Raw genomic sequence first — 19,560 nt, 5'->3', positions numbered from 1 at the left:
CAAGTGGATTGGTCTGGACCATGTTGTGCGCGGACCGCTCAATTCCCCCCTGCACGGAGGCTGTTGTGGAACGCACCGGACCACCCGTCCGCTTCTCCGGACTTCTGGCCGCCTTCTCGGCGGTGCTGCTCGCCGCGGGCGGTCTGGCCGCGGCGGCGCCCGCCGCCGGAGCGGCCGACGCCGACCTGGCGCGCAACGGCGGCTTCGAGGCCGGACTCGACGGCTGGTCCTGCTCGGGCGGCAGCGGAGCGACCGTCAGCACGCCCGTGCACGGCGGGACCTCGGCGCTCAAGGCGACCCCGGCCGGGAGCGACAACGCGCGCTGCTCCCAGACGGTGACGGTGAAGCCCGACTCCGCGTACACGCTCAGCGCCTGGGTGCAGGGGAGTTACGTCTACCTGGGGGCATCCGGCACCGGGACCACCGACGTCTCCACCTGGACGCAGTCCGCCGGTGCCTACCAGCGGATCAGCACCACCTTCAGGACCGGCTCCTCGACCACCTCGGTCACCGTCTACACCCACGGCTGGTACGGCACCCCCGCCTACTACGCCGACGACCTCACCCTGACGGGCCCCGGCGGCGACCCGGTGGCCGTCCCCGCCGCTCCCACCGGACTGCGGGCCGGCACCGCCACCGCCTCCACCGTCCCGCTGTCCTGGACGGCCTCCGCCGGAGCCACCGGCTACCGGGTCTACCGCGACGGCACGAAGGTCCTCGACGCCACCGGCACCTCGGCGACGGTGACGGGACTGGCCGCCTCGTCCGCGTACAGCTTCCAGGTCGCGGCGGTCAACGCGGCCGGTGAGTCCGCGAAGTCCGCCGCCGTGAGCGTGAGCACGGCCGCCGGGGGCGGGGGAGGGAGCGACGCGGGACTCCCGGCCCACGCGCTCGTCGGCTACCTCCACTCCAGCTTCGCCAACGGCTCCGGCTACACGCGCATGGCCGACGTGCCCGACTCGTGGGACGTCATCAACCTCGCCTTCGGGGAGCCGACCTCCGTCACCTCCGGTGACATCCGCTTCTCGCTCTGCCCCGTGGCCGAGTGCCCGGGAGTGGAGACGGAGGCGGAGTTCAAGGCGGCCATCAAGGCGAAGCAGGCCGCGGGCAAGAAGGTGCTGATCTCCATCGGCGGCCAGAACGGACAGGTGCAGCTCGCCTCCACCGCCGCCCGCGACGCCTTCGTCTCCTCCGTCAGCAAGATCATCGACACCTACGGCCTCGACGGCCTCGACATCGACTTCGAGGGCCACTCGCTCTCGCTCGCGACGGGCGACACGGACTTCCGCAGCCCGACGACCCCCGTCATCGTCAACCTGATCTCCGCGGTGAAGTCCCTCAAGGCCAAGTACGGCGACGACTTCGTCCTCACCATGGCCCCCGAGACCTTCTTCGTCCAGCTCGGGTACCAGTACTACGGCTCCGGCCCCTGGGGCGGCCAGGACCCGCGCGCGGGTGCCTATCTGCCGGTCATCCACGCCCTGCGCGACGACCTCACCCTGCTGCACGTCCAGGACTACAACTCCGGCTCCATCATGGGCCTGGACAACCAGTACCACTCGATGGGCGGCGCCGACTTCCACATCGCCATGACTGACATGCTGCTCACCGGCTTCCCCGTCGCGGGTGACCAGAGCAAGGTCTTCCCGGCCCTGCGCCCCGAGCAGGTCGCCTTCGGACTCCCGGCGTCCACCCAGGCGGGCAACGGTCACACCTCGCCCGCCGAGGTCACCAAGGCGCTGAACTGCCTGACGAAGAAGACCGACTGCGGCAGCTACCGGACGCACGGCACGTGGAGCGGGCTGCGCGGGCTGATGACCTGGTCCATCAACTGGGACCGCTTCAACAACTGGGAGTTCTCGAAGAACTTCGACGCCTACTTCGGAGGCTGACCGCCCCGGGTACCCGCCCGCAGGGCGAGCAGCAGCACCCCGCTGAGGCACCAGCCGGCCACCACGTCCAGCGGCCAGTGGTAGCCGCGCAGCACCAGACCGACGCTCGTCGCCGCCGTCAGCAGGACGGCGGCGACGAGCGTCACCCATGTCCGCCTCACGTACGGGACCAGCAGCAGGGCAGCGGCCCCGTACGCCACCATCGCCGTGGTCGTGTGCCCCGAGGGGAAGTAGCCCGTCGCCTCCGTCAGCGGACCCTGACGGTCCGTCCACAGCTTGAGCGGGACGACGAGGGCCGGGACGGCGGCCATGGCGAGTACGGCGTACAGCGCGGCCCGCCGGGCGCCGCGGAACCAGGCGTGGACGACCGCGCACGCCAGTACCGGAACGGCGACCTGCATGTTGCCGAGGTCGGCGAAGAGGTCCGTGAGCCACCCCGGGCCTCGCCCCGCCAGGCCGAGGCCGAGCCGCTCGTCGGGAGCCAGCAGCGGGCCGTCGGCCAGCACCTGCCAGGTGATCAGGGCGAAGAGGGCCAGCAGCGTCACGGCCGTGGAGACGAGAAGAACCGGCCACCGGGGAACAGGGGGGATTGTTCCGAGGTGGCCGGTCGGATCGGTTTGCCGCGCGCCCCGGGGGGTGTGGGGCGAGCGGCCATCCGATCGGTGAGGAGTCCCGGAGCACGAGGCTCCAGCGGTGTGCGCGATGGCACGTCCGGGACGGCGCTGGGGGAGCCCCGGCCCGGGTTCGCCCGCAGTCCCCTGCGGGCGGGGTGTTTCTCTCATCTGGAAAAACCGTACGTCAGAGGAAGCGGGCACCGGAAGTGACAACGGTATCCCGCCATCGCCCCCGCACACCTTCTTCACACGCTCTCACCCGGGCGCCGGTCACACCGCCCGAAGCGGCGTGCCGGCACCCGGGTGATTCGCACGGATCAGATACGGGCGAACGCCTGCTCGATGATGTCCAGGCCCTCGTTCAGAAGGTCCTCACCGATGACGAGCGGCGGCAGGAAGCGCAGGACGTTGCCGTACGTGCCACAGGTGAGCACCAGCAGCCCCTCCGCGTGGCAGGCCTTGGCCAGCGCCGCCGCGGCGGCCGCGTCCGGGTCCTTCGTGCCGGACTTCACCAGCTCGATCGCGATCATGGCGCCCCGGCCGCGGATGTCGCCGATGGTGTCGCCGTTGGGGAGCTTCGACCGCATCTCGGCCAGGCGGCCCTTCATGACCTCCTCGATGCGCTTGGCCTTGCCGTTGAGGTCCAGCTCGCGCATCGTCTCGATGGCGCCGAGCGCACCCGCGCAGGCCACCGGGTTGCCGCCGTACGTCCCGCCGAGGCCGCCCGCGTGGGCGGCGTCCATGATCTCGGCGCGGCCGGTCACCGCCGAGAGCGGGAGGCCGCCGGCGATGCCCTTGGCCGTCGTGATCAGGTCGGGCACGATGCCCTCGTCCTCACAGGCGAACCACTGGCCGGTGCGGCAGAAGCCGGACTGGATCTCGTCCGCGACGAAGACGATCCCGTTGTCCTTCGCGAACTGCGCGATCGCCGGGAGGAAGCCCTTGGCCGGCTCGATGAACCCGCCCTCGCCGAGGACCGGCTCGATGATGATCGCGGCGACGTTGTCCGCGCCGATCTGCTTGGTGATCTCGTCGATGGCCTGCGCGGAGGCCTCGGCCCCGGCGTTCTCGGCACCGGTCGGCCAGCGGTAGCCGTACGCCACCGGCACCCGGTAGACCTCCGGCGCGAACGGGCCGAAGCCCTGCTTGTACGGCATGTTCTTGGCCGTCAGCGCCATCGTGAGGTTCGTCCGGCCGTGGTAGCCGTGGTCGAACACGACGACCGCGGTGCGCTTGGTGTAGGCGCGGGCGATCTTCACGGCGTTCTCGACGGCCTCGGCACCCGAGTTGAACAGCGCCGACTTCTTGGCGTGGTCGCCCGGCGTCAGCTCGGCGAGCTGCTCGCAGACCTCCACGTAACCCTCGTACGGCGTCACCATGAAACAGGTGTGGGTGAAGTCGGCGAGCTGCGCCGAGGCACGGCGTACGACCGCTTCGGCGGAGGCGCCCACCGACGTCACGGCGATGCCGGAACCGAAGTCGATCAGCCGGTTCCCGTCCACGTCCTCGATGATCCCGCCGCCGGCGCGGGCGGTGAAGACCGGCAGGGTGGAACCCACACCCGCGGCCACCGCCGCGACACGGCGGGCCTGCAGCTCGGCCGACTTCGGGCCGGGGATGGCGGTGAGGACGCGGCGCTCCTGCGGGAGGTCGGACATGCGGGGCTCCTGGGGGTGTTTCGGACGCTTCTGTTTCTGCAGGCTAGGGGCGGCCGAGGGTGCCGGTCATGCTCCGATCGGGAGTGGTGGCGGCGTGTCCTTGTCCGCGACGGACAGATGGCCGGGCGGGCACCCCGGCACCTGTGCCGCCGGGTCATCCGGCCGCATGGCTGAACTCCCGGTGCCCGGGCACTAGATTGGCCGTGCAGAAGGCGGGACCTGGCTGGTCAGGGGGCAGCGGTTCATGGACACCGAAGGCACGTACGACGCACGCGGCACAGGCGCGGAACGGGTGCCGCGTCCCGCTGGGCCACCGCCCGTGGGCCCGCCCCTCCCGGCCCACGCGGGGCCGCCTGCCGCGGTGCCGCCGCCGCCCTCGTACGCGCCGCGCCCCCGGCGTCCCGCCGCCGAGGAGAGCCTCGAGGAATGGCTGCGCACCCCCCGCCCCGTACGCGAACCGGGCGTGTGGCGGTTCGGGCACACCCCGCGCCCGCCCGAGCGGCCCGAGGGCGTGTCCGACCGCTCGCTGCTGGTCGGCGTGCTCATCTCCGTACTGAGCGGCCTGCTCCTGTGGTCCCTCTGGCGCAACGGGTACATCCCCTACAGGCTCGTGCCGCTGAAACTCTTCACCCCCGGCGACTGGTGGTACGCCGGCACCTTCGGCGGGCCCCGCACGATCGAGGGCGCCGACGCCCTCACCGTCTACGAGGCCGTCCTCTTCGGGCTGCTCGTCTACGGGTGCGGGCGTCTGGGCAACTGGTCCGAGATCTTCCGGCGCCATGTCGCGGGCCGGGGCCGGCTCTTCCTCGGGCTGGCGACGGCCGCCGCGGCGGGCCTCGCCGAACTTCTCGTGTGGAAGGACGCGGTGCCGCTCGTCCGGCCCGTCCTCATCCTCGTGGCCTCGGTGGCGGGAGGCGAGATCTACCAGAGCCAGGCCGTGGTGAACGTGATCTACGCCCTGATCGCCCTCGGTGTGCTCTGGCCCTTCGCGCGCCTCGGTGGCTGGCGCGCACTGATCGCCGGACGGCTCGGGAAGCCCGCTGCCGAGCCGCCCCGTGACCCCGCCGCACCCCCGGACGCCCCCACTCCGGACGAGTGGCCGGAACTGCGCGCCGCCGGGCGCACGGACGCGGCCGACACCCTCGCGGCGGAGGTGCGCACCGGCCGGATGAACGACGTCGACGTCGCGCGCGTGCGCCACGCCTGGAGCGTGGGCCGGGCGCACCCCGAACGCCTGGCCGCACTCACCGAGGCCGTGCTGCGCACCGGCGGCGCCGCCGCCCTGCACCCCTCGGGCGCCCGCGACCTGCCGCTCCGCACGGCTCCGCACGACCTGCTCACCGGCCAGGTCCGCATCGGCAGCGTCGCCGAACACCCGCACAACCCCTATGCCCGTCGCGGCTCGGGCGTCGCCCTGGAGCCCGCGCTGCTCGGCACCTCGCTGCTGGCGGTCGGGCCCCCCGGCTCCGGCAAGTCGGCCCGTCTGGTGCGCCCCGTCGTCGAGTCACTGTCCCTGCAGGCACTCGCCGGCCGGGCGGCCGTGCTCGCCGTCGGCAGCGGCGGAGGAGAGCTCGGCCCGGACGACGCGTTCGACGTCGTGGTGCGGATCGGTGACCCCGCGTCCGTGCACGACTTCGACCTCTACGGCGGCACGACCGACCCCGACGAGGCGGCGGGCGTGCTCGCGGAAGGGCTCGTCGGCGACGTGACCCAGCTGGACAGCAGGCGCGCGGCCACCGTGCTCGCCCAGCTGCTCGGCCCCTACCGCGCCGTCCACGGGCACTTCCCCGGGGTGCCGGCGCTCCGGGAGCTGCTGGACGGCGACCTGGCCGCGACGGACTCCCTGCGGGAGGCACTCGCGGCGGGCGGCCACCGGACGATGCTGCGCGAGCTGGAGGCCCGCGGCAGGCAGCAGTCGGCCCCGGGGGACCCCGGCCCGGTGCTCGCCGACCGGATCGCGCTGCTGGACCGGCCCGCGTTCGCACCGTTCTTCGCCACCGGGGAGGAGGCCCGGCCGTTCTCGCTGCGCTCCCTCGAACACCTGCCGCTGCGGGTCAGGATCGACCTGCCCGAGCGGGGGCACGCGGAGGCTTCGCGACTGCTCGCCCGGCTGGTCCTGGCCCAGTTCACGGCGATCGCCGCCGCGCGGTCCGACCGCTCGCTCTTCGTCTGCCTCGTCCTGGACGACGCCACGCACACCGTCACCGCCGAGACGGTCCGGAACATCAGGCGGCTGCGAACCGTCAACGCGGGAGCGGTCCTGGCGCTGCGTACCGTCGACGACGTCCCAGAAGCGCTGCACACCGCGCTGCTCGGCGCGGTCGGCTGCTGCATGGTCTTCAGCGGGGTCACCACCTGGGACGGCAAGCGCTTCGCCGAGGTCTGGGGCAAGGAGTGGGTGGAGACCCGCGAGGTGGCCCAGCACGCGGTCTTCGCGGACCAGCCGTTCACCCGCGCCTTGCACGGCCTGCGCAAGCTGGTCACCGGAAAGGCCGTGACCAGGGACGCCGTGACCGTGCGAAGGGTCGAGCGGGAGCGCTGGTCGGCATCCGAGCTCGCGTACCAGCTGCCCGCCGGGCACGCCGTCCTGTCGCTCACCGACGTCGAGGGCAAGCACGCGGCCCCGCTCCTGGTCGACCTGGGGGGCTGAGCGGCGAGGTTACGCGGACCCTGCCGCCCTGGCAGAATCGGACCTGGCCGCCTGTACGGGGCGGCGTAATCCGGCCACCCGTACGACGCGGTGCACGCGGGCCGCCCGCACGGGCGGCGCACCCGAGCCGTTCGTACGGGGCGGCGCAACGACTTCCAGAGGTCCGGCGGTCCCATGCCCCTCACACTCGCCTCGCTCGTCCAGCACTCGGCGCTCAAGCTCACCGTCCGGGCGGGGGCCGACCGGCTCGGTACGCCGGTGCGCTGGGCCCACGCGAGCGAGCTCGCCGACCCCCTGCCGTACATGGACGGCGGCGAGCTGCTCCTCGTCACGGCCACCAACCTCGACGCCGAGGACCCGGACACCATGCGCCGCTACGTCCAGCGGCTGGCCGGCGCGGGGGTCGCCGGGATCGGCTTCGGTGTCGGCGTCACCTACGAGGACATCCCGCCCGCGCTCGTCGACGCGGCCGAGGAGGCGGGTCTGCCGCTGCTCGAGGTGCCACGGCGCACGCCCTTCCTCGCGATCAGCAAGGCGGTGTCGGCGGCGATCGCCGCCGACCAGTACAGGTCCGTCACCGCCGGCTTCGAGGCACAGCGGGAGCTGACCCGCGCCGCGATCGCCGGCGACGGGCCCGCGGCGCTCCTCACCCGCCTGGCCGCGCACGTCGACGGCTGGGCCGCCCTGTACGACGCCTCGGGGGCCGTCGTCGCCGCGGCGCCCGACTGGGCGGCCCGCCGGGCGGCCCGGCTCACCCCCGACGTGGAGCGCCTGCGGGAGCGCCCCGCACCGGCCAGCGCGGTGGTCGGCGACAGCGACAGCGACGACCGGGTCGAGCTCCAGTCCCTCGGCACCGGCCACCGGACCCGCGGCGCGCTGGCCGTCGGCACGGGGGCGGCGCTGGGCACGGCCGAGCGGTACGCCGTGCACTCGGCGGTCGCCCTGCTGACCCTCACCACGGCCCGTTCCCGCTCCCTCCAGGGCGCGGAGCAACGCCTGGGCGCGGCGGTACTGCGGATGCTGCTGGCGGGGCAGCCCGACCACGCCAGGGCTGTCGCCGGAGACCTGTACGGGGGCCTGCTGGACGCCCCCTTCAGGCTCCTGATCGCCGAGGCGCCGGCCTCCACGGGGACGGAACTGCTGGTGGAGGCGATGGAGGCGGCGGCCTCTCGTTCGGGCGAGACGCTGCTGATGGTGCCCGAGGGCGAGCGCCTCGTGGTCCTGGCCGCGGACGGCGGCGCCGCGGTCGCGGCCTGCGCCGCCCATGCCGCCCGGGCCGAGGACGACCGCCCCGTGCGGGAGCCCACGGCCGAGGACGGCGAGGTGGTCATCGGCCTGTCCGCCCCGGCCGGCCCGATCGCCGTGTCGGCGGCGTACAAACAGGCCGAGCAGGCGCTCTCCGTCGCCCGCCGCAGGGGCAGGGTCCTGGTCGAGCACGAGGAACTGGCGGCGGGATCCGTCCTGCCGCTCCTGGCCGACGACGCCGTACGCGCCTTCGCCGACGGGATGCTGAGGCCCCTGCGGGAGCACGACGCCAAGGGCCGGGGCGACCTCACCGCCTCCCTGCGCGCCTGGCTCTCCCGGCACGGTCAGTGGGACGCGGCGGCCGCCGACCTGGGCGTCCACCGCCACACCCTGCGCTACCGGATGCGCAGGGTCGAGGAGATCCTGGGCCGCTCGCTGGACGACCCGGACGTCCGGATGGAGCTGTGGCTCGCCCTGAAGGCGACCGCGGCCTCCTCGGGCCCGCGGTAGGGCTCACGGGGACGGCGGCGTCCTCGGGCCTGCGGTAGGGCTCACGAGGACGGCGGCGTCCCCGGGCGCGCGGTAGGCCCACGGGGACGGCGGCCTCCTCGGGCCTGCGGTAGGGCTCACGAGGACGGCGGCCTCCTCGGGCGCGCAGTCCGGCTACGACAAACCGGCGCATCGCCTCCTGGCTCCACTCCACGGCGGACAAACCTCATCCGTGCCGGGTCGCCCTACGGTGGGGCCGACGGGTGCCCGTGGCACCCGGCGATCGTCGTTCACCACCCCCGAAGGGCCGGTACCGCCATGACTTCCACCCACGCCTTCTGGCTCGCCGGCCGCCAGGCCACCGGCGAGGACAGCTTCGACGTCACCAACCCCTACGACGGCCGGCTCGTCGGCGCGGTCTCCGTGCCGACCGACGCCCAGGTCGAGGAGGCCGTCGCCGCCGCCTACGCGGTGCGCGAGGAGTTCGCCGCGACCCCGGCCCACGTACGGGTCGCCGCCCTCGACCACGTCGTACGCCGCCTCACCGAGCGCACCGAGGAGATCGCCCAGCTGATCTCCGCCGAGAACGGCAAGCCGATCAAGTGGGCCCGCGGCGAGGTCGGCCGGGCCGTCTCGGTCTTCCGCTTCGCGGCCGAGGAGGCCCGCCGCTTCAACGGCGGCGACGCCCAGCGGCTGGACACCGACGCCGGCGGCACCGGCCGCCTCGGACTGACCCGGCGCTTCCCGCGCGGTCCCGTCCTCGGCATCGCGCCCTTCAACTTCCCGCTCAACCTGAGCGCCCACAAGGTCGCCCCGGCCATCGCCGTCGGTGCCCCGATCATCCTCAAGCCGGCGCCCGCCACCCCGATCTCCTCCCTGATCCTGGGCGAGCTGCTGGCCGAGACGGAGCTCCCGGCCGGGTCCTGGTCCGTGCTGACCGTGCCCAACGACAAGATGCCGGCCCTGGTCCAGGACGAGCGCCTGCCGGTGATCTCCTTCACCGGGTCCGGGCCGGTCGGCTACTCGATCATGGAGTCGGTGCCGCGCAAGCACTGCACCCTGGAACTCGGCGGGAACGGCGCGGCCGTCGTGCTCGGCGACTACTCCTCCGAGAAGGACCTGGACTGGGCCGCGACCCGCATCGCGACCTTCTCCAACTACCAGGGCGGCCAGTCCTGCATCTCGGTGCAGCGCGTCATCGCCGACGCCTCCGTGTACGACCGGCTCGTCCCGAAGATCGTCGCGGCCGTCGAGGCCCTGGTCACCGGCGACCCCTCCGACGCGGCCACCGACGTCGGCCCGCTGGTCAGCGAGGACGCCGCCCGCCGCGTCGAGTCCTGGGTCGACGAGGCCGTCACCGCGGGAGCCACGCTGCTGACCGGCGGCAAGCGCGACGGCGCCACGTACGCCCCTACGGTCCTCACCGACCTCCCGGACACCACGACGATCGCCCGCGAGGAGATCTTCGGCCCGGTCCTGTACGTCCAGAAGACGCAGGGCGAGGCGGAGGCCTTCGCCGCCGTCAACGCCTCCAAGTACGGCCTGCAGGCGGGCGTCTTCACCCACGACCTGCAGACGGCCTTCCGTGCCCACCGGGCCCTGGAGGTCGGCGGCGTGGTCATCGGCGACGTGCCCTCCTACCGTGCCGACCAGATGCCGTACGGCGGTGCCAAGCAGTCCGGAGTGGGCCGCGAGGGCGTGCGTTACGCCATGGATGACTACACCTACGAGCGGGTGCTGGTCCTCACCGGCCTGGCCCTGTAGACCACGGCGCGAACCTTGTGGACCACGGCGCGGGCCCTGTCGACCACGGCGCGAACCTTGTGGACCACGGCGTGGGCCCTGTAGGCCGCGACGCGGACCTTCTGCACCACGGCGCGGAACGGAACCGGCCGGAGCCCGCTGTGCGGGGGCTCCGGCCGGTTCCGTTCCTTCCCTCATCCCCGCACCCGGCCTGCGGGCACGGGGCCTTCCGCCGGGTGAGGGCCCGCGCCGGGGGACACGCGCGCGATCCTGACGGCCCGCGCCGGGGACCACGTGCGCGATCCTGACGGCCCACCGAGCCCGCCCAGCCCCTTCCCGCCGGCCCTTCCCGCGAATCGTTCCTGCGGTGAACGTCCACGTCCGTGCGGGTGAGGGGGTGACGGCCGGGTACCCGGCGGGGCCGGGCGGGCCGGTAGAACGCCGGTGTGATCAAGAACCTCCCGCGCGGCTCCGCGCTCACCCTCGCCCTGCTCCCGCTCCTCCTCGGGGCTCCGGGGCAGGCCGCCCCCGCTCCCACTCCTGCGGGCGCGCGGCCCGCCGTCGTGACCACGCTCGCCGACGCCGTCGGGCTGGTGAAGGTCGTCGACGAGAACCGAACCGGCTACCAGCCGTCCGCCTTCGCGCACTGGACGTCGGGCGAGCTTCCCTCCGACGGCTGCGACACCCGGAACGAGGTGCTGCTCGCCGAAGCGGTCGACGTCCCGGCCGTGGGGGCCGGGTGCACGCTGACCGGCGGCACGTGGGTGTCGTACTACGACGGCCAGCAGGTGGCCGGTCCCGCGGCCGTGGACGTGGTCCACACGGTGCCCCTCGCGGAGGCCTGGGGCTCCGGCGCGTCCGCGTGGACCGCCGCCCGCCGCGAGGCGTACGCCAACGACCAGGGGGCGGCCGCTTCGCTGTCCGCGGTGACGGCTCGCACGAACCGGCAGAGGGCCGACCGGGGTCCGGCGGACTGGCTCCCACCCGTGCCGGAGGCGCACTGCCGCTACGCCGGCGAGTGGGTGGCGACGAAGCTCCGCTGGCAGCTCACCGCGGACGACACGGAGATGGAGGCGCTGAAGGTGCTCGCCGAAGGTCCCTGCGAGGACACCGTCGTCCAGTACACGGCGGCCCCGTAGCCGGCAGCCCGGCACGCTCACGCCAAAGCGCCGCGTACGCCGGGGCACCGCGTGCGCCCGGCACCCCGCGGGCTGCGGGACCCGGCGGGGGCCCGGGCCGGTCGGGCCCCGGGCCCAAACGCCCACGAGCGCGGCGACGGATCTGCCACCGTCGGATGATCTTGCGTGACCTGGCGCTCCTCCAGCGGTTGAGGCGAGCAGCGGATGGACACATCCGATGAGAAGAAGACGAGGTCACAGCGTGAAGTCATACCGGACGCCGTTACTGCTCCGAGGATCCGCCGCATGCGGTGCCGCTCTGATGGCCGTGGGGCTGTCCGCCGCGGCGGCCCGCGCCGACGAGACGCACACCCATTCGCACAACGGGCCCCAGGTGGGGCTCATCCAGACCGGACAGATCGACGACCCCCTGGAAGACGTGCTGGAGCACGCGGCGGTCCTGGGTACCACCTACGTCTTCGACTGACGGCAGGTCCGGGGCAGGCGCACACCTCCACCGGCGCGGCCGCACGCCGCGCCGGTGGACCGGCCTTTGGGGGCGTCCCTCCGGGGCGTCCCTCCGGGGCGGCCTCCGGGACCGCGGGCGTCCAGGACGAGGTCGCCCGACCGGCGCAGCGCTTCCCGCCGTCACGGCCGCAGCGGTTCCCGCCGTCGCGGCGGGCCGGCGGGGCCGCAGCGCCGGGCTCCAACCGCTGCCGAGCAGCGCTCCGGACCTGCCCCAGAGGTGGTGGGGGGTGCGCAGATCGGGTAGATACGGACGAGAAGTACCGATCGGCACGCGTACAGCCCGACCAACATCCCGACTCGCGGCGAGGTGAGCTCCTCATGTCCGCCCCATCCGACATCCCCCAGGCCCCGAAAGTCACCGAGCGCGAAGCGCGGCAGGTGGCCGAGGCCGCCCGTGAACAGGACTGGCGCAAGCCGAGCTTCGCCAAGGAACTCTTCCTCGGCCGCTTCCGGCTGGACCTGATCCATCCCCATCCCCAGCCGGCTCCCGACGACGTACGGCGCGGCGAGGCCTTCCTCGCCCGGCTGCGCGAGTTCTGCGAGACCCGGGTCGACGGCGCCCTCATCGAGCGCGAGGCCAGGATTCCCGACGAGGTCGTCGCCGGCCTCAAGGAGCTCGGCGCCCTCGGCATGAAGATCGAGACCAAGTACGGCGGCCTGGGGCTGACCCAGGTGTACTACAACAAGGCGCTGGCACTGGCCGGTTCGGCGAACCCCTCGATCGGCGCGCTGCTCTCCGCCCACCAGTCCATCGGCGTGCCGCAGCCGCTGAAGATGTTCGGCACGCAGGAGCAGAAGGACGCCTTCCTGCCGCGCCTGGCGCGCACGGACATCTCGGCCTTCCTCCTCACCGAACCGGACGTCGGCTCCGACCCGGCCAGGCTCGCCACGGCGGCCGTGCCCGACGGCGACGACTACGTCCTGGACGGCGTGAAGCTCTGGACGACCAACGGCGTCGTCGCCGACCTGCTCGTCGTGATGGCGCGGGTCCCGGAGTCGGAGGGCCACAAGGGCGGCATCACCGCCTTCGTCGTCGAGGCCGACTCCCCGGGCATCACCGTGGAGCACCGCAACGCCTTCATGGGCCTGCGCGGCATCGAGAACGGCGTGACCCGTTTCCACCAGGTCCGGGTCCCCGCGGCCAACCGGATCGGCCCCGAGGGCGCCGGCCTCAAGATCGCCCTCACCACGCTCAACACCGGCCGCCTCTCGCTGCCCGCCATGTGCGTCGGTGTGGGCAAGTGGTCGCTGAAGATCGCCCGCGAATGGTCGGCGGTCCGCGAGCAGTGGGGAAGGGCGGTCGCCCGGCACGAGGCGGTCGGCGCGAAGATCTCCTTCATCGCCGCGACGACCTTCGCCCTCGAAGCGGTCGTGGACCTCTCCTCGCAGATGGCCGACGAGAGCCGTAACGACATCCGCATCGAGGCCGCCCTCGCCAAGCTGTACGGCTCCGAGATGGGCTGGCTGATCTCCGACGAACTGGTCCAGATCCGCGGCGGACGCGGCTTCGAGACCGCCGCCTCGCTCGCCGCGCGCGGTGAACGCGCCGTGCCCGCCGAGCAGATGCTCCGCGACATGCGGATCAACCGGATCTTCGAGGGCTCCACGGAGATCATGCACCTGCTGATCGCACGCGAGGCCGTCGACGCCCACCTCAAGGTCGCCGGCGACATCATCGACCCCGACAAGCCGCTCTCCGACAAGGCGAGGGCGGGCGCCAACGCCGCCGGCTTCTACGCCCGCTGGCTCCCCAAGCTGGTCAGCGGTCCGGGCCAGCTGCCCAACTCGTACGCCGAGTTCCGCGTTCCGGGGCACCCCGACCTCTCCGCCCACCTGCGGTACGTCGAGCGCTCGGCCCGCAAGCTGGCCCGCTCCACCTTCTACGCCATGTCCCGCTGGCAGGGCCGCATGGAGACCAAGCAGGGCTTCCTCGGCCGGATCGTCGACATCGGCGCCGAACTCTTCGCGATGAGCGCGGCCTGCGTCCGGGCCGAGCACCTGCGGGTCGACGGGGACCACGGACGCGAGGCGTACCAGCTCGCCGACGTGTTCTGCCGGCAGGCCCGCATCCGGGTCGAGGAACTCTTCGGCCGGCTCTGGTCCAACACCGACGACATCGACAAGCGCGTCGTGGACGGCGTTCTCTCCGGCACCTACACCTGGCTGGAGGAGGGCGTCATCGACCCCAGCGGCGACGGCCCCTGGATCGCCGACGCCACCCCCGGCCCTGCCACCGGCGAGAACGTCCACCGCCCCGTCCGCTGAACCCGGCACCCCCGCGGGACGCGTCCACTGCCTGGACGCGTCCCGCGGGCACGCCCGGCGCAGGGCAAAATGGACGCCCGTGACCGTCACCCATGTTCCCGGCTCCAAGTCCGTCACCGCCCGCGCCCTGTTCCTGGCCGCCGCGGCGGACGGCACCACCACCCTCCTGCGGCCCCTGCACTCGGACGACACCGAGGGGTTCACCGAGGGCCTGACCCGCCTCGGGTACGGGGTGAGGCGCGAGCCGGACCGCTGGCACATCGAGGGGCGCCCCTCGGGCCCCGCCGTCACGGACGCCGAGGTCCACTGCCGCGACGGTGCCACGACCGCGCGCTTCCTCCCGACGCTCGCCGCCGCCGCGGCCTCCGGCACCTACCGCTTCGACGCCTCCGCGCAGATGCGCCGCCGCCCGCTCGCCCCGCTCACCGAGGCACTCCGCACCCTCGGCGTCGACCTGCGCCACGAGGGAGCCGAGGGCCACCACCCGCTCACCATCGAGGCGTCGGGCGTCAAGGGCGGCGAACTGACCCTCGATGCGGGGGAGTCGTCCCAGTACCTCACCGCGCTCCTGATGCTCGGCCCGCTCACCGCCGAAGGACTCCGCATCGAGGTCACGGAGCTCGTCTCGGCGCCGTACATCGAGATCACCCTCGCGATGATGCGGAGCTTCGGCGTCGAGGTCGTCCGGGAGGGGAACACCTTCACCGTCCCGTCCGGGGGCTACCGCGCCGCCACGTACGCCGTCGAGCCCGACGCGTCCACCGCGAGCTACTTCTTCGCCGCGGCGGCGCTCACCGGCCGTGAGGTCACCGTCCCCGGTCTCGGCTCCGCCGCGCTCCAGGGAGACCTGCGCTTCACCGACGTGCTGCGCCGCATGGGCGCCGACGTCCGTACGACCGCGGACTCCACGACCGTACGGTCCTCCGGGCGGCTCTCCGGTCTCACGGTGAACATGCGCGACATCTCCGACACGATGCCCACCCTCGCCGCCATCGCGCCGTACGCCACCTCGCCCGTGCGCATCGAGGACGTCGCCAACACCCGCGTGAAGGAGTGCGACCGGCTGGAGGCCTGCGCGGAGAACCTGCGGGCCATGGGCATCACCGTGCACACCGGACCCGACTGGATCGAGATCCACCCCGGTACCCCGCGGCCCACCGAGGTCGTCACCCACGGCGACCACCGCATCGTGATGTCGTTCGCGGTCGCCGGACTGCTCACCCCCGGCATGAGCTACGACGACCCCGGCTGCGTGCGCAAGACGTTCCCCCGTTTCCACGAGGAGTTCGCGGAGTTCGTGGCGAGGAGCGCCGCGGCGTAGGACCGTGCGCTCCGGCGCGGGGCGGGCCACGGTCGCCCGCACGATGTACCGGAGCGCGGCCCTGTCCGTCCCGGCACTGCTGCGCGAGGAGGAGCCGCGCCTGCTGGATTTCGCCCCCGCGGGTCGGCCGTCCGGTCCCCGCCCGGCCCGCGGCGCCGTTCCGCCACCCGGTCACGAGCCTGCCGGCCACGACGCGCGGGACACGGCCCGGCCGGGGGAGAAGTCCGGCATCGATACGTGGTTCTGATCCCGGATGCCGCACAATCGAGCCTCGGCCGCGCACGGGACACAGGCCCGGCGGGTCAACGGGAGACAGGGGCAGGGATGTTCGGGGTGTACGGGGCGGACGAGCGGCGAGGCGCCGCGGCCATGGGGTGCGTGGCACTGGCCCTCGCGGTCCTCACCGGATGCGGTGGCGGATCGGGTGAGGAACCGGCGGACGGCGGGGGGAAGCCCGGCAAGGGAGCCGCCTCCCGTCCGGCGGCCACGCCGGCCCCGGCCGGCGGGCTCACCGAGGCACAGCTCACCGCGGTCGCCTTCACCGACGGGGAGCGCGTCGGCGAGTTCACCGCGTCCGACTACACCCTGGACGGGCCGCTCGGCGACGCCTACACCGCCACCCCGGCCGTCTGCCAGCCGCTCGTCAGCCTCGCCGGTGACGTCAGCGGCCACGAGCCCACCGCCCAGGTGCAGCGCAAGGTCGACAAGCCCGAGGAGATGCTCGGAGTCACCGTCGACGTGACCCTGCGCTCGTACGCCGACGGCGAGGCGGCCCAGGTCATGAAGGCGCTCGGCACGGCCGGCCGGGAGTGCGCCGGCGGGCTGACCGAGGAGCGGGCGATCGCCCGCGCGACGTACGAGAAGGTCGAACCCGTCACACCGCCCGCCTTCGCCGAGGAGGCCGACGAGGCGCAGTCCTACCGCTTCACCGTCCTCGACGTGAAGGGGAAGCTGAAGCTGTACGAGTACCTCACCGTCGTACGGTCCGGCTCGACCACCCTCGCCTTCCGCGGCGAGATCCTGGGCACCACCGACATCGGCGGGATCCCGGACGCCGTCCTGGCGGCCCAGTGGAAGAAATTCCGTGCCGGGCAGGCCTGAGGCGCGCGCCGACGGGGGCGCGCTGTCGGTGCACACAGCGGATGCGGCAACAATGGGGGCCATGAGCGACAGCCCCGCACCCCTCGCCGATCCGCACCTTGTCTTCGACGCGGCGGAAGGCCGCCGGGATCTGGTGATCCTCGGCTCCACCGGCTCCATCGGCACCCAGGCCATCGACCTGGTCCTGCGCAACCCCGGCCGCTTCCGGGTCACCGCCCTCTCCGCGGCGGGCGGCAGGGTCCAGCTCCTCGCCGAGCAGGCGCGGCAGCTGCGGGTGCGCACGGTCGCGGTCGCCGACGCGGACAAGGCGCCCGCGCTGCGCGAGGCGCTCCGCGAGGCCTACGGGGCGGGCGAGCCCCTCCCGGAGATCCTGGCCGGACCCGACGCGGCCACCGAGCTCGCCGCGAGCGACTGCCACACCGTGCTCAACGGGATCACCGGCTCGATCGGCCTCGCGCCCACGCTCGCCGCCCTGAAGGCGGGCCGTACCCTCGCGCTGGCCAACAAGGAGTCGCTGATCGTCGGCGGCCCGCTGGTGAAGGCCCTCGCCGCCCCCGGCCAGATCATCCCGGTCGACTCGGAGCACGCCGCGCTCTTCCAGGCCCTCGCCGCAGGGAAGCGCGCCGATGTCCGCAAGCTCGTCGTGACCGCGTCCGGCGGCCCGTTCCGCGGACGGACCAGGAGCGAACTGGCCGGCGTCACGCGCGAGCAGGCCCTCGCACACCCGACCTGGGCCATGGGCCCCGTCATCACGGTCAACTCCGCGACCCTGGTCAACAAGGGGCTCGAGGTCATCGAGGCGCACCTCCTCTACGACATCCCGTTCGACCGGATCGAGGTCGTGGTCCACCCCCAGTCGTACGTTCACTCGATGGTGGAGTTCACCGACGGATCCACCCTCGCCCAGGCGACCCCGCCCGACATGCGGGGCCCCATCGCCATCGGTCTCGGCTGGCCCGAGCGCGTCCCGGACGCCGCCCCCGCCTTCGACTGGACGAAGGCCTCCAGCTGGGAGTTCTTCCCGCTCGACACCGAGGCCTTCCCCTCCGTCGGGCTCGCCCGTCACGTGGGCACCCTGGGCGGGACGGCCCCCGCCGTGTTCAACGCCGCCAACGAGGAGTGCGTCGACGCGTTCCTGGCGGGCCGGCTGCCCTTCAACGGAATCATGGATACGGTCACGGCGGTGGTGGCCGAACACGGCACCCCCGCCACGGGAACTTCACTGACGGTCGCGGACGTCCTCGAAGCGGAGACCTGGGCGCGGTCCAGGGCCCGGGAGCTCTCGGCGGAAGCGACAGCGGAGGCGCACGTATGAGTACGACGACGATCCTGATGACGATCCTGGGGATCGCCATCTTCGCCGTGGGTCTGCTGTTCTCGATCGCCTGGCACGAACTGGGCCACCTGTCGACGGCCAAGCTCTTCGGCATCCGGGTGCCGCAGTACATGGTCGGCTTCGGACCGACGATCTGGTCGCGCAGAAGAGGCGACACCGAGTACGGCATCAAGGCCATCCCCGCCGGCGGCTACATCCGCATGATCGGGATGTTCCCGCCGGGCCCCGACGGCCGGCTCGAAGCGCGTTCCACCTCGCCCTGGCGCGGGATGATCGAGGACGCCAGGTCCGCCGCCTTCGAGGAGCTCCAGCCGGGGGACGAGACCCGCCTCTTCTACACGCGCAAGCCCTGGAAGCGCGTGATCGTGATGTTCGCCGGGCCCTTCATGAACCTCGTCCTCGCCGTCGCGATCTTCATGGGCGTGGCGATGTCGTTCGGCTTCCAGACGCAGACCACCGAGGTCGCGGGCGTCCAGCAGTGCGTCATCGCGCAGAGCGAGAACCGCGACACCTGCAAGGCCTCCGACCCGGTCTCCCCGGCGAAGGCGGCAGGACTGGAGGAGGGCGACACGATCGTCGCCTTCAACGGCCGGAAGGTCGACGACTGGGCCACGCTCTCGGAGAAGATCCGCGAGACCATCGGCCCCGCCACCATCACCGTGCAGCGCGACGGCCAGGAACAGACCCTGAACGCCGTGCTGAAGAAGAACGCCGTCGCCAAGAAGGACGCGGACGGCGAGATCGTCCCCGACCAGTACGTCAGCGCCGGCTACCTCGGCTTCGCGGCGAAGACGGAGATCCTGCCGCTCTCCTTCGGCGACTCGGTCGTCCGCATGGGCGACATGATCGAGAACGGCGTCGACTCGATCATCGCGCTGCCGTCCAAGATCCCTGACCTGTGGGACGCGGCGTTCGGCGACGGCGAGCGTGCCGACGACTCACCGGTCGGCGTGGTCGGCGCGGCGCGCATCGGCGGCGAGGTGATGAACCTCGACGTCCCGGCGCAGAACCAGATCGCGATGATGCTGTTCCTGCTGGCCGGATTCAACCTCTCCCTGTTCCTCTTCAACATGCTGCCCCTGCTCCCGCTGGACGGCGGACACATCGCCGGAGCGCTCTGGGAATCCCTGCGCCGCAACGTGGCCCGGGTCTTCAGGCGCCCCGACCCCGGACCGTTCGACGTGGCGAAGCTCATGCCCGTCGCCTACGTGGTAGCCGGAATCTTCATCTGCTTCACGCTGCTGGTGCTCGTCGCCGATATCGTGAACCCCGTCAAGATCACCTGACGTCGCAGGGGCCCCGGCGGGGCGCCACGGGGGACGGGCTCGCCGACGGGGTGCCTCCCGTCCTCCCGCGGTGCCGTAACCTCGAAGCCTGGAGCCCGCTGTCTCGGGACCTCGATCCACACTGATCCACACCTTGGGGATGCTCAGCGCATGACTGCGATTTCTCTCGGAATGCCGGACGTTCCGACCAAGCTCGCCGACCGACGGGTCAGCCGCCAGATCCAGGTCGGGTCGGTGGCGGTCGGCGGGGACGCACCGGTGTCGGTGCAGTCGATGACGACGACGCGTACGTCGGATGTCGGTGCGACGTTGCA

Annotated in this window: 14 protein-coding genes; 12 read left to right on the top strand and 2 right to left on the bottom strand. The window is 72.9% G+C overall.

The window, feature by feature from the left end; all coding sequences use genetic code 11:
• Window positions 1–65: 65 nt before the first annotated feature.
• The gene (locus ACFYQ6_RS32355) at window positions 66–1,892 is read left to right on the top strand and encodes a chitinase (RefSeq protein ID WP_388766414.1); all 1,827 of its coding nucleotides are present in this window, start codon (window positions 66–68) and stop codon (window positions 1,890–1,892) included.
• Here ACFYQ6_RS32355 and ACFYQ6_RS32350 read toward each other — a convergent pair.
• Entirely contained in the window at window positions 1,877–2,437 is a 561-nt protein-coding gene (locus tag ACFYQ6_RS32350) for a phosphatase PAP2 family protein (protein WP_361583709.1), read from the bottom strand. The two genes, ACFYQ6_RS32355 and ACFYQ6_RS32350, sit on opposite strands and share 16 nt — an antisense overlap.
• Window positions 2,438–2,823: 386 nt before the next feature.
• A complete protein-coding gene (gene gabT, locus ACFYQ6_RS32345; RefSeq protein ID WP_361583712.1) occupies window positions 2,824–4,164 on the bottom strand; it encodes a 4-aminobutyrate--2-oxoglutarate transaminase in 1,341 nt (446 codons plus the stop codon).
• Window positions 4,165–4,408: 244 nt separating this feature from the next.
• Here gabT and ACFYQ6_RS32340 point away from each other — a divergent pair, with 244 nt between their 5' ends.
• The 11 genes from ACFYQ6_RS32340 to ACFYQ6_RS32290 form a co-directional block, all read left to right on the top strand.
• Window positions 4,409–6,814: an ATP/GTP-binding protein gene (locus ACFYQ6_RS32340; protein ID WP_361583715.1), complete on the top strand. Its 2,406-nt coding sequence runs from the start codon at window positions 4,409–4,411 to the stop codon at window positions 6,812–6,814.
• A gap of 174 nt (window positions 6,815–6,988) precedes the next feature.
• The gene (locus ACFYQ6_RS32335) at window positions 6,989–8,569 is read left to right on the top strand and encodes a PucR family transcriptional regulator (protein ID WP_361583718.1); all 1,581 of its coding nucleotides are present in this window, start codon (window positions 6,989–6,991) and stop codon (window positions 8,567–8,569) included.
• A 297-nt stretch (window positions 8,570–8,866) separates the two neighbouring features.
• Window positions 8,867–10,312, top strand: a complete 1,446-nt coding sequence (locus ACFYQ6_RS32330) for an aldehyde dehydrogenase family protein (protein WP_361583721.1) — start codon at window positions 8,867–8,869, stop codon at window positions 10,310–10,312.
• A 425-nt stretch (window positions 10,313–10,737) separates the two neighbouring features.
• Window positions 10,738–11,430: an HNH endonuclease gene (locus ACFYQ6_RS32325; RefSeq protein ID WP_388766410.1), complete on the top strand. Its 693-nt coding sequence runs from the start codon at window positions 10,738–10,740 to the stop codon at window positions 11,428–11,430.
• 301 nt (window positions 11,431–11,731) lie between these two features.
• The gene (locus ACFYQ6_RS32320) at window positions 11,732–11,896 is read left to right on the top strand and encodes a hypothetical protein (RefSeq protein WP_361583727.1); all 165 of its coding nucleotides are present in this window, start codon (window positions 11,732–11,734) and stop codon (window positions 11,894–11,896) included.
• 359 nt (window positions 11,897–12,255) lie between these two features.
• Window positions 12,256–14,202, top strand: coding sequence for an acyl-CoA dehydrogenase family protein (locus tag ACFYQ6_RS32315; RefSeq protein WP_361583730.1), 1,947 nt, complete (start codon window positions 12,256–12,258; stop codon window positions 14,200–14,202).
• 79 nt (window positions 14,203–14,281) lie between these two features.
• Window positions 14,282–15,523: a 3-phosphoshikimate 1-carboxyvinyltransferase gene (aroA, locus tag ACFYQ6_RS32310; RefSeq protein ID WP_361583733.1), complete on the top strand. Its 1,242-nt coding sequence runs from the start codon at window positions 14,282–14,284 to the stop codon at window positions 15,521–15,523.
• A 324-nt stretch (window positions 15,524–15,847) separates the two neighbouring features.
• Complete coding sequence (locus tag ACFYQ6_RS32305; RefSeq protein WP_361583735.1) at window positions 15,848–16,624, top strand: hypothetical protein; 777 nt, start codon at window positions 15,848–15,850, stop codon at window positions 16,622–16,624.
• 61 nt (window positions 16,625–16,685) lie between these two features.
• Window positions 16,686–17,939 (top strand): 1-deoxy-D-xylulose-5-phosphate reductoisomerase, encoded by a 1,254-nt coding sequence (gene dxr, locus ACFYQ6_RS32300; RefSeq protein WP_361583737.1) that lies wholly within the window; start codon window positions 16,686–16,688, stop codon window positions 17,937–17,939.
• Window positions 17,936–19,246: a site-2 protease family protein gene (locus ACFYQ6_RS32295; RefSeq protein ID WP_361583740.1), complete on the top strand. Its 1,311-nt coding sequence runs from the start codon at window positions 17,936–17,938 to the stop codon at window positions 19,244–19,246. Before dxr ends, ACFYQ6_RS32295 begins: the two co-directional genes overlap by 4 nt.
• 150 nt (window positions 19,247–19,396) lie before the next feature.
• A partial coding sequence (locus ACFYQ6_RS32290) for a flavodoxin-dependent (E)-4-hydroxy-3-methylbut-2-enyl-diphosphate synthase (protein ID WP_381965179.1) occupies window positions 19,397–19,560 on the top strand: 164 nt, incomplete at its 3' end.

The organism is Streptomyces sp. NPDC005494 (genome assembly GCF_042872025.1).
GTDB lineage: Bacteria > Actinomycetota > Actinomycetes > Streptomycetales > Streptomycetaceae > Streptomyces.
The sequence above is the reverse complement of the archived record's forward strand: the minus strand, read 5'-3'. Positions and strand labels throughout refer to the sequence as shown.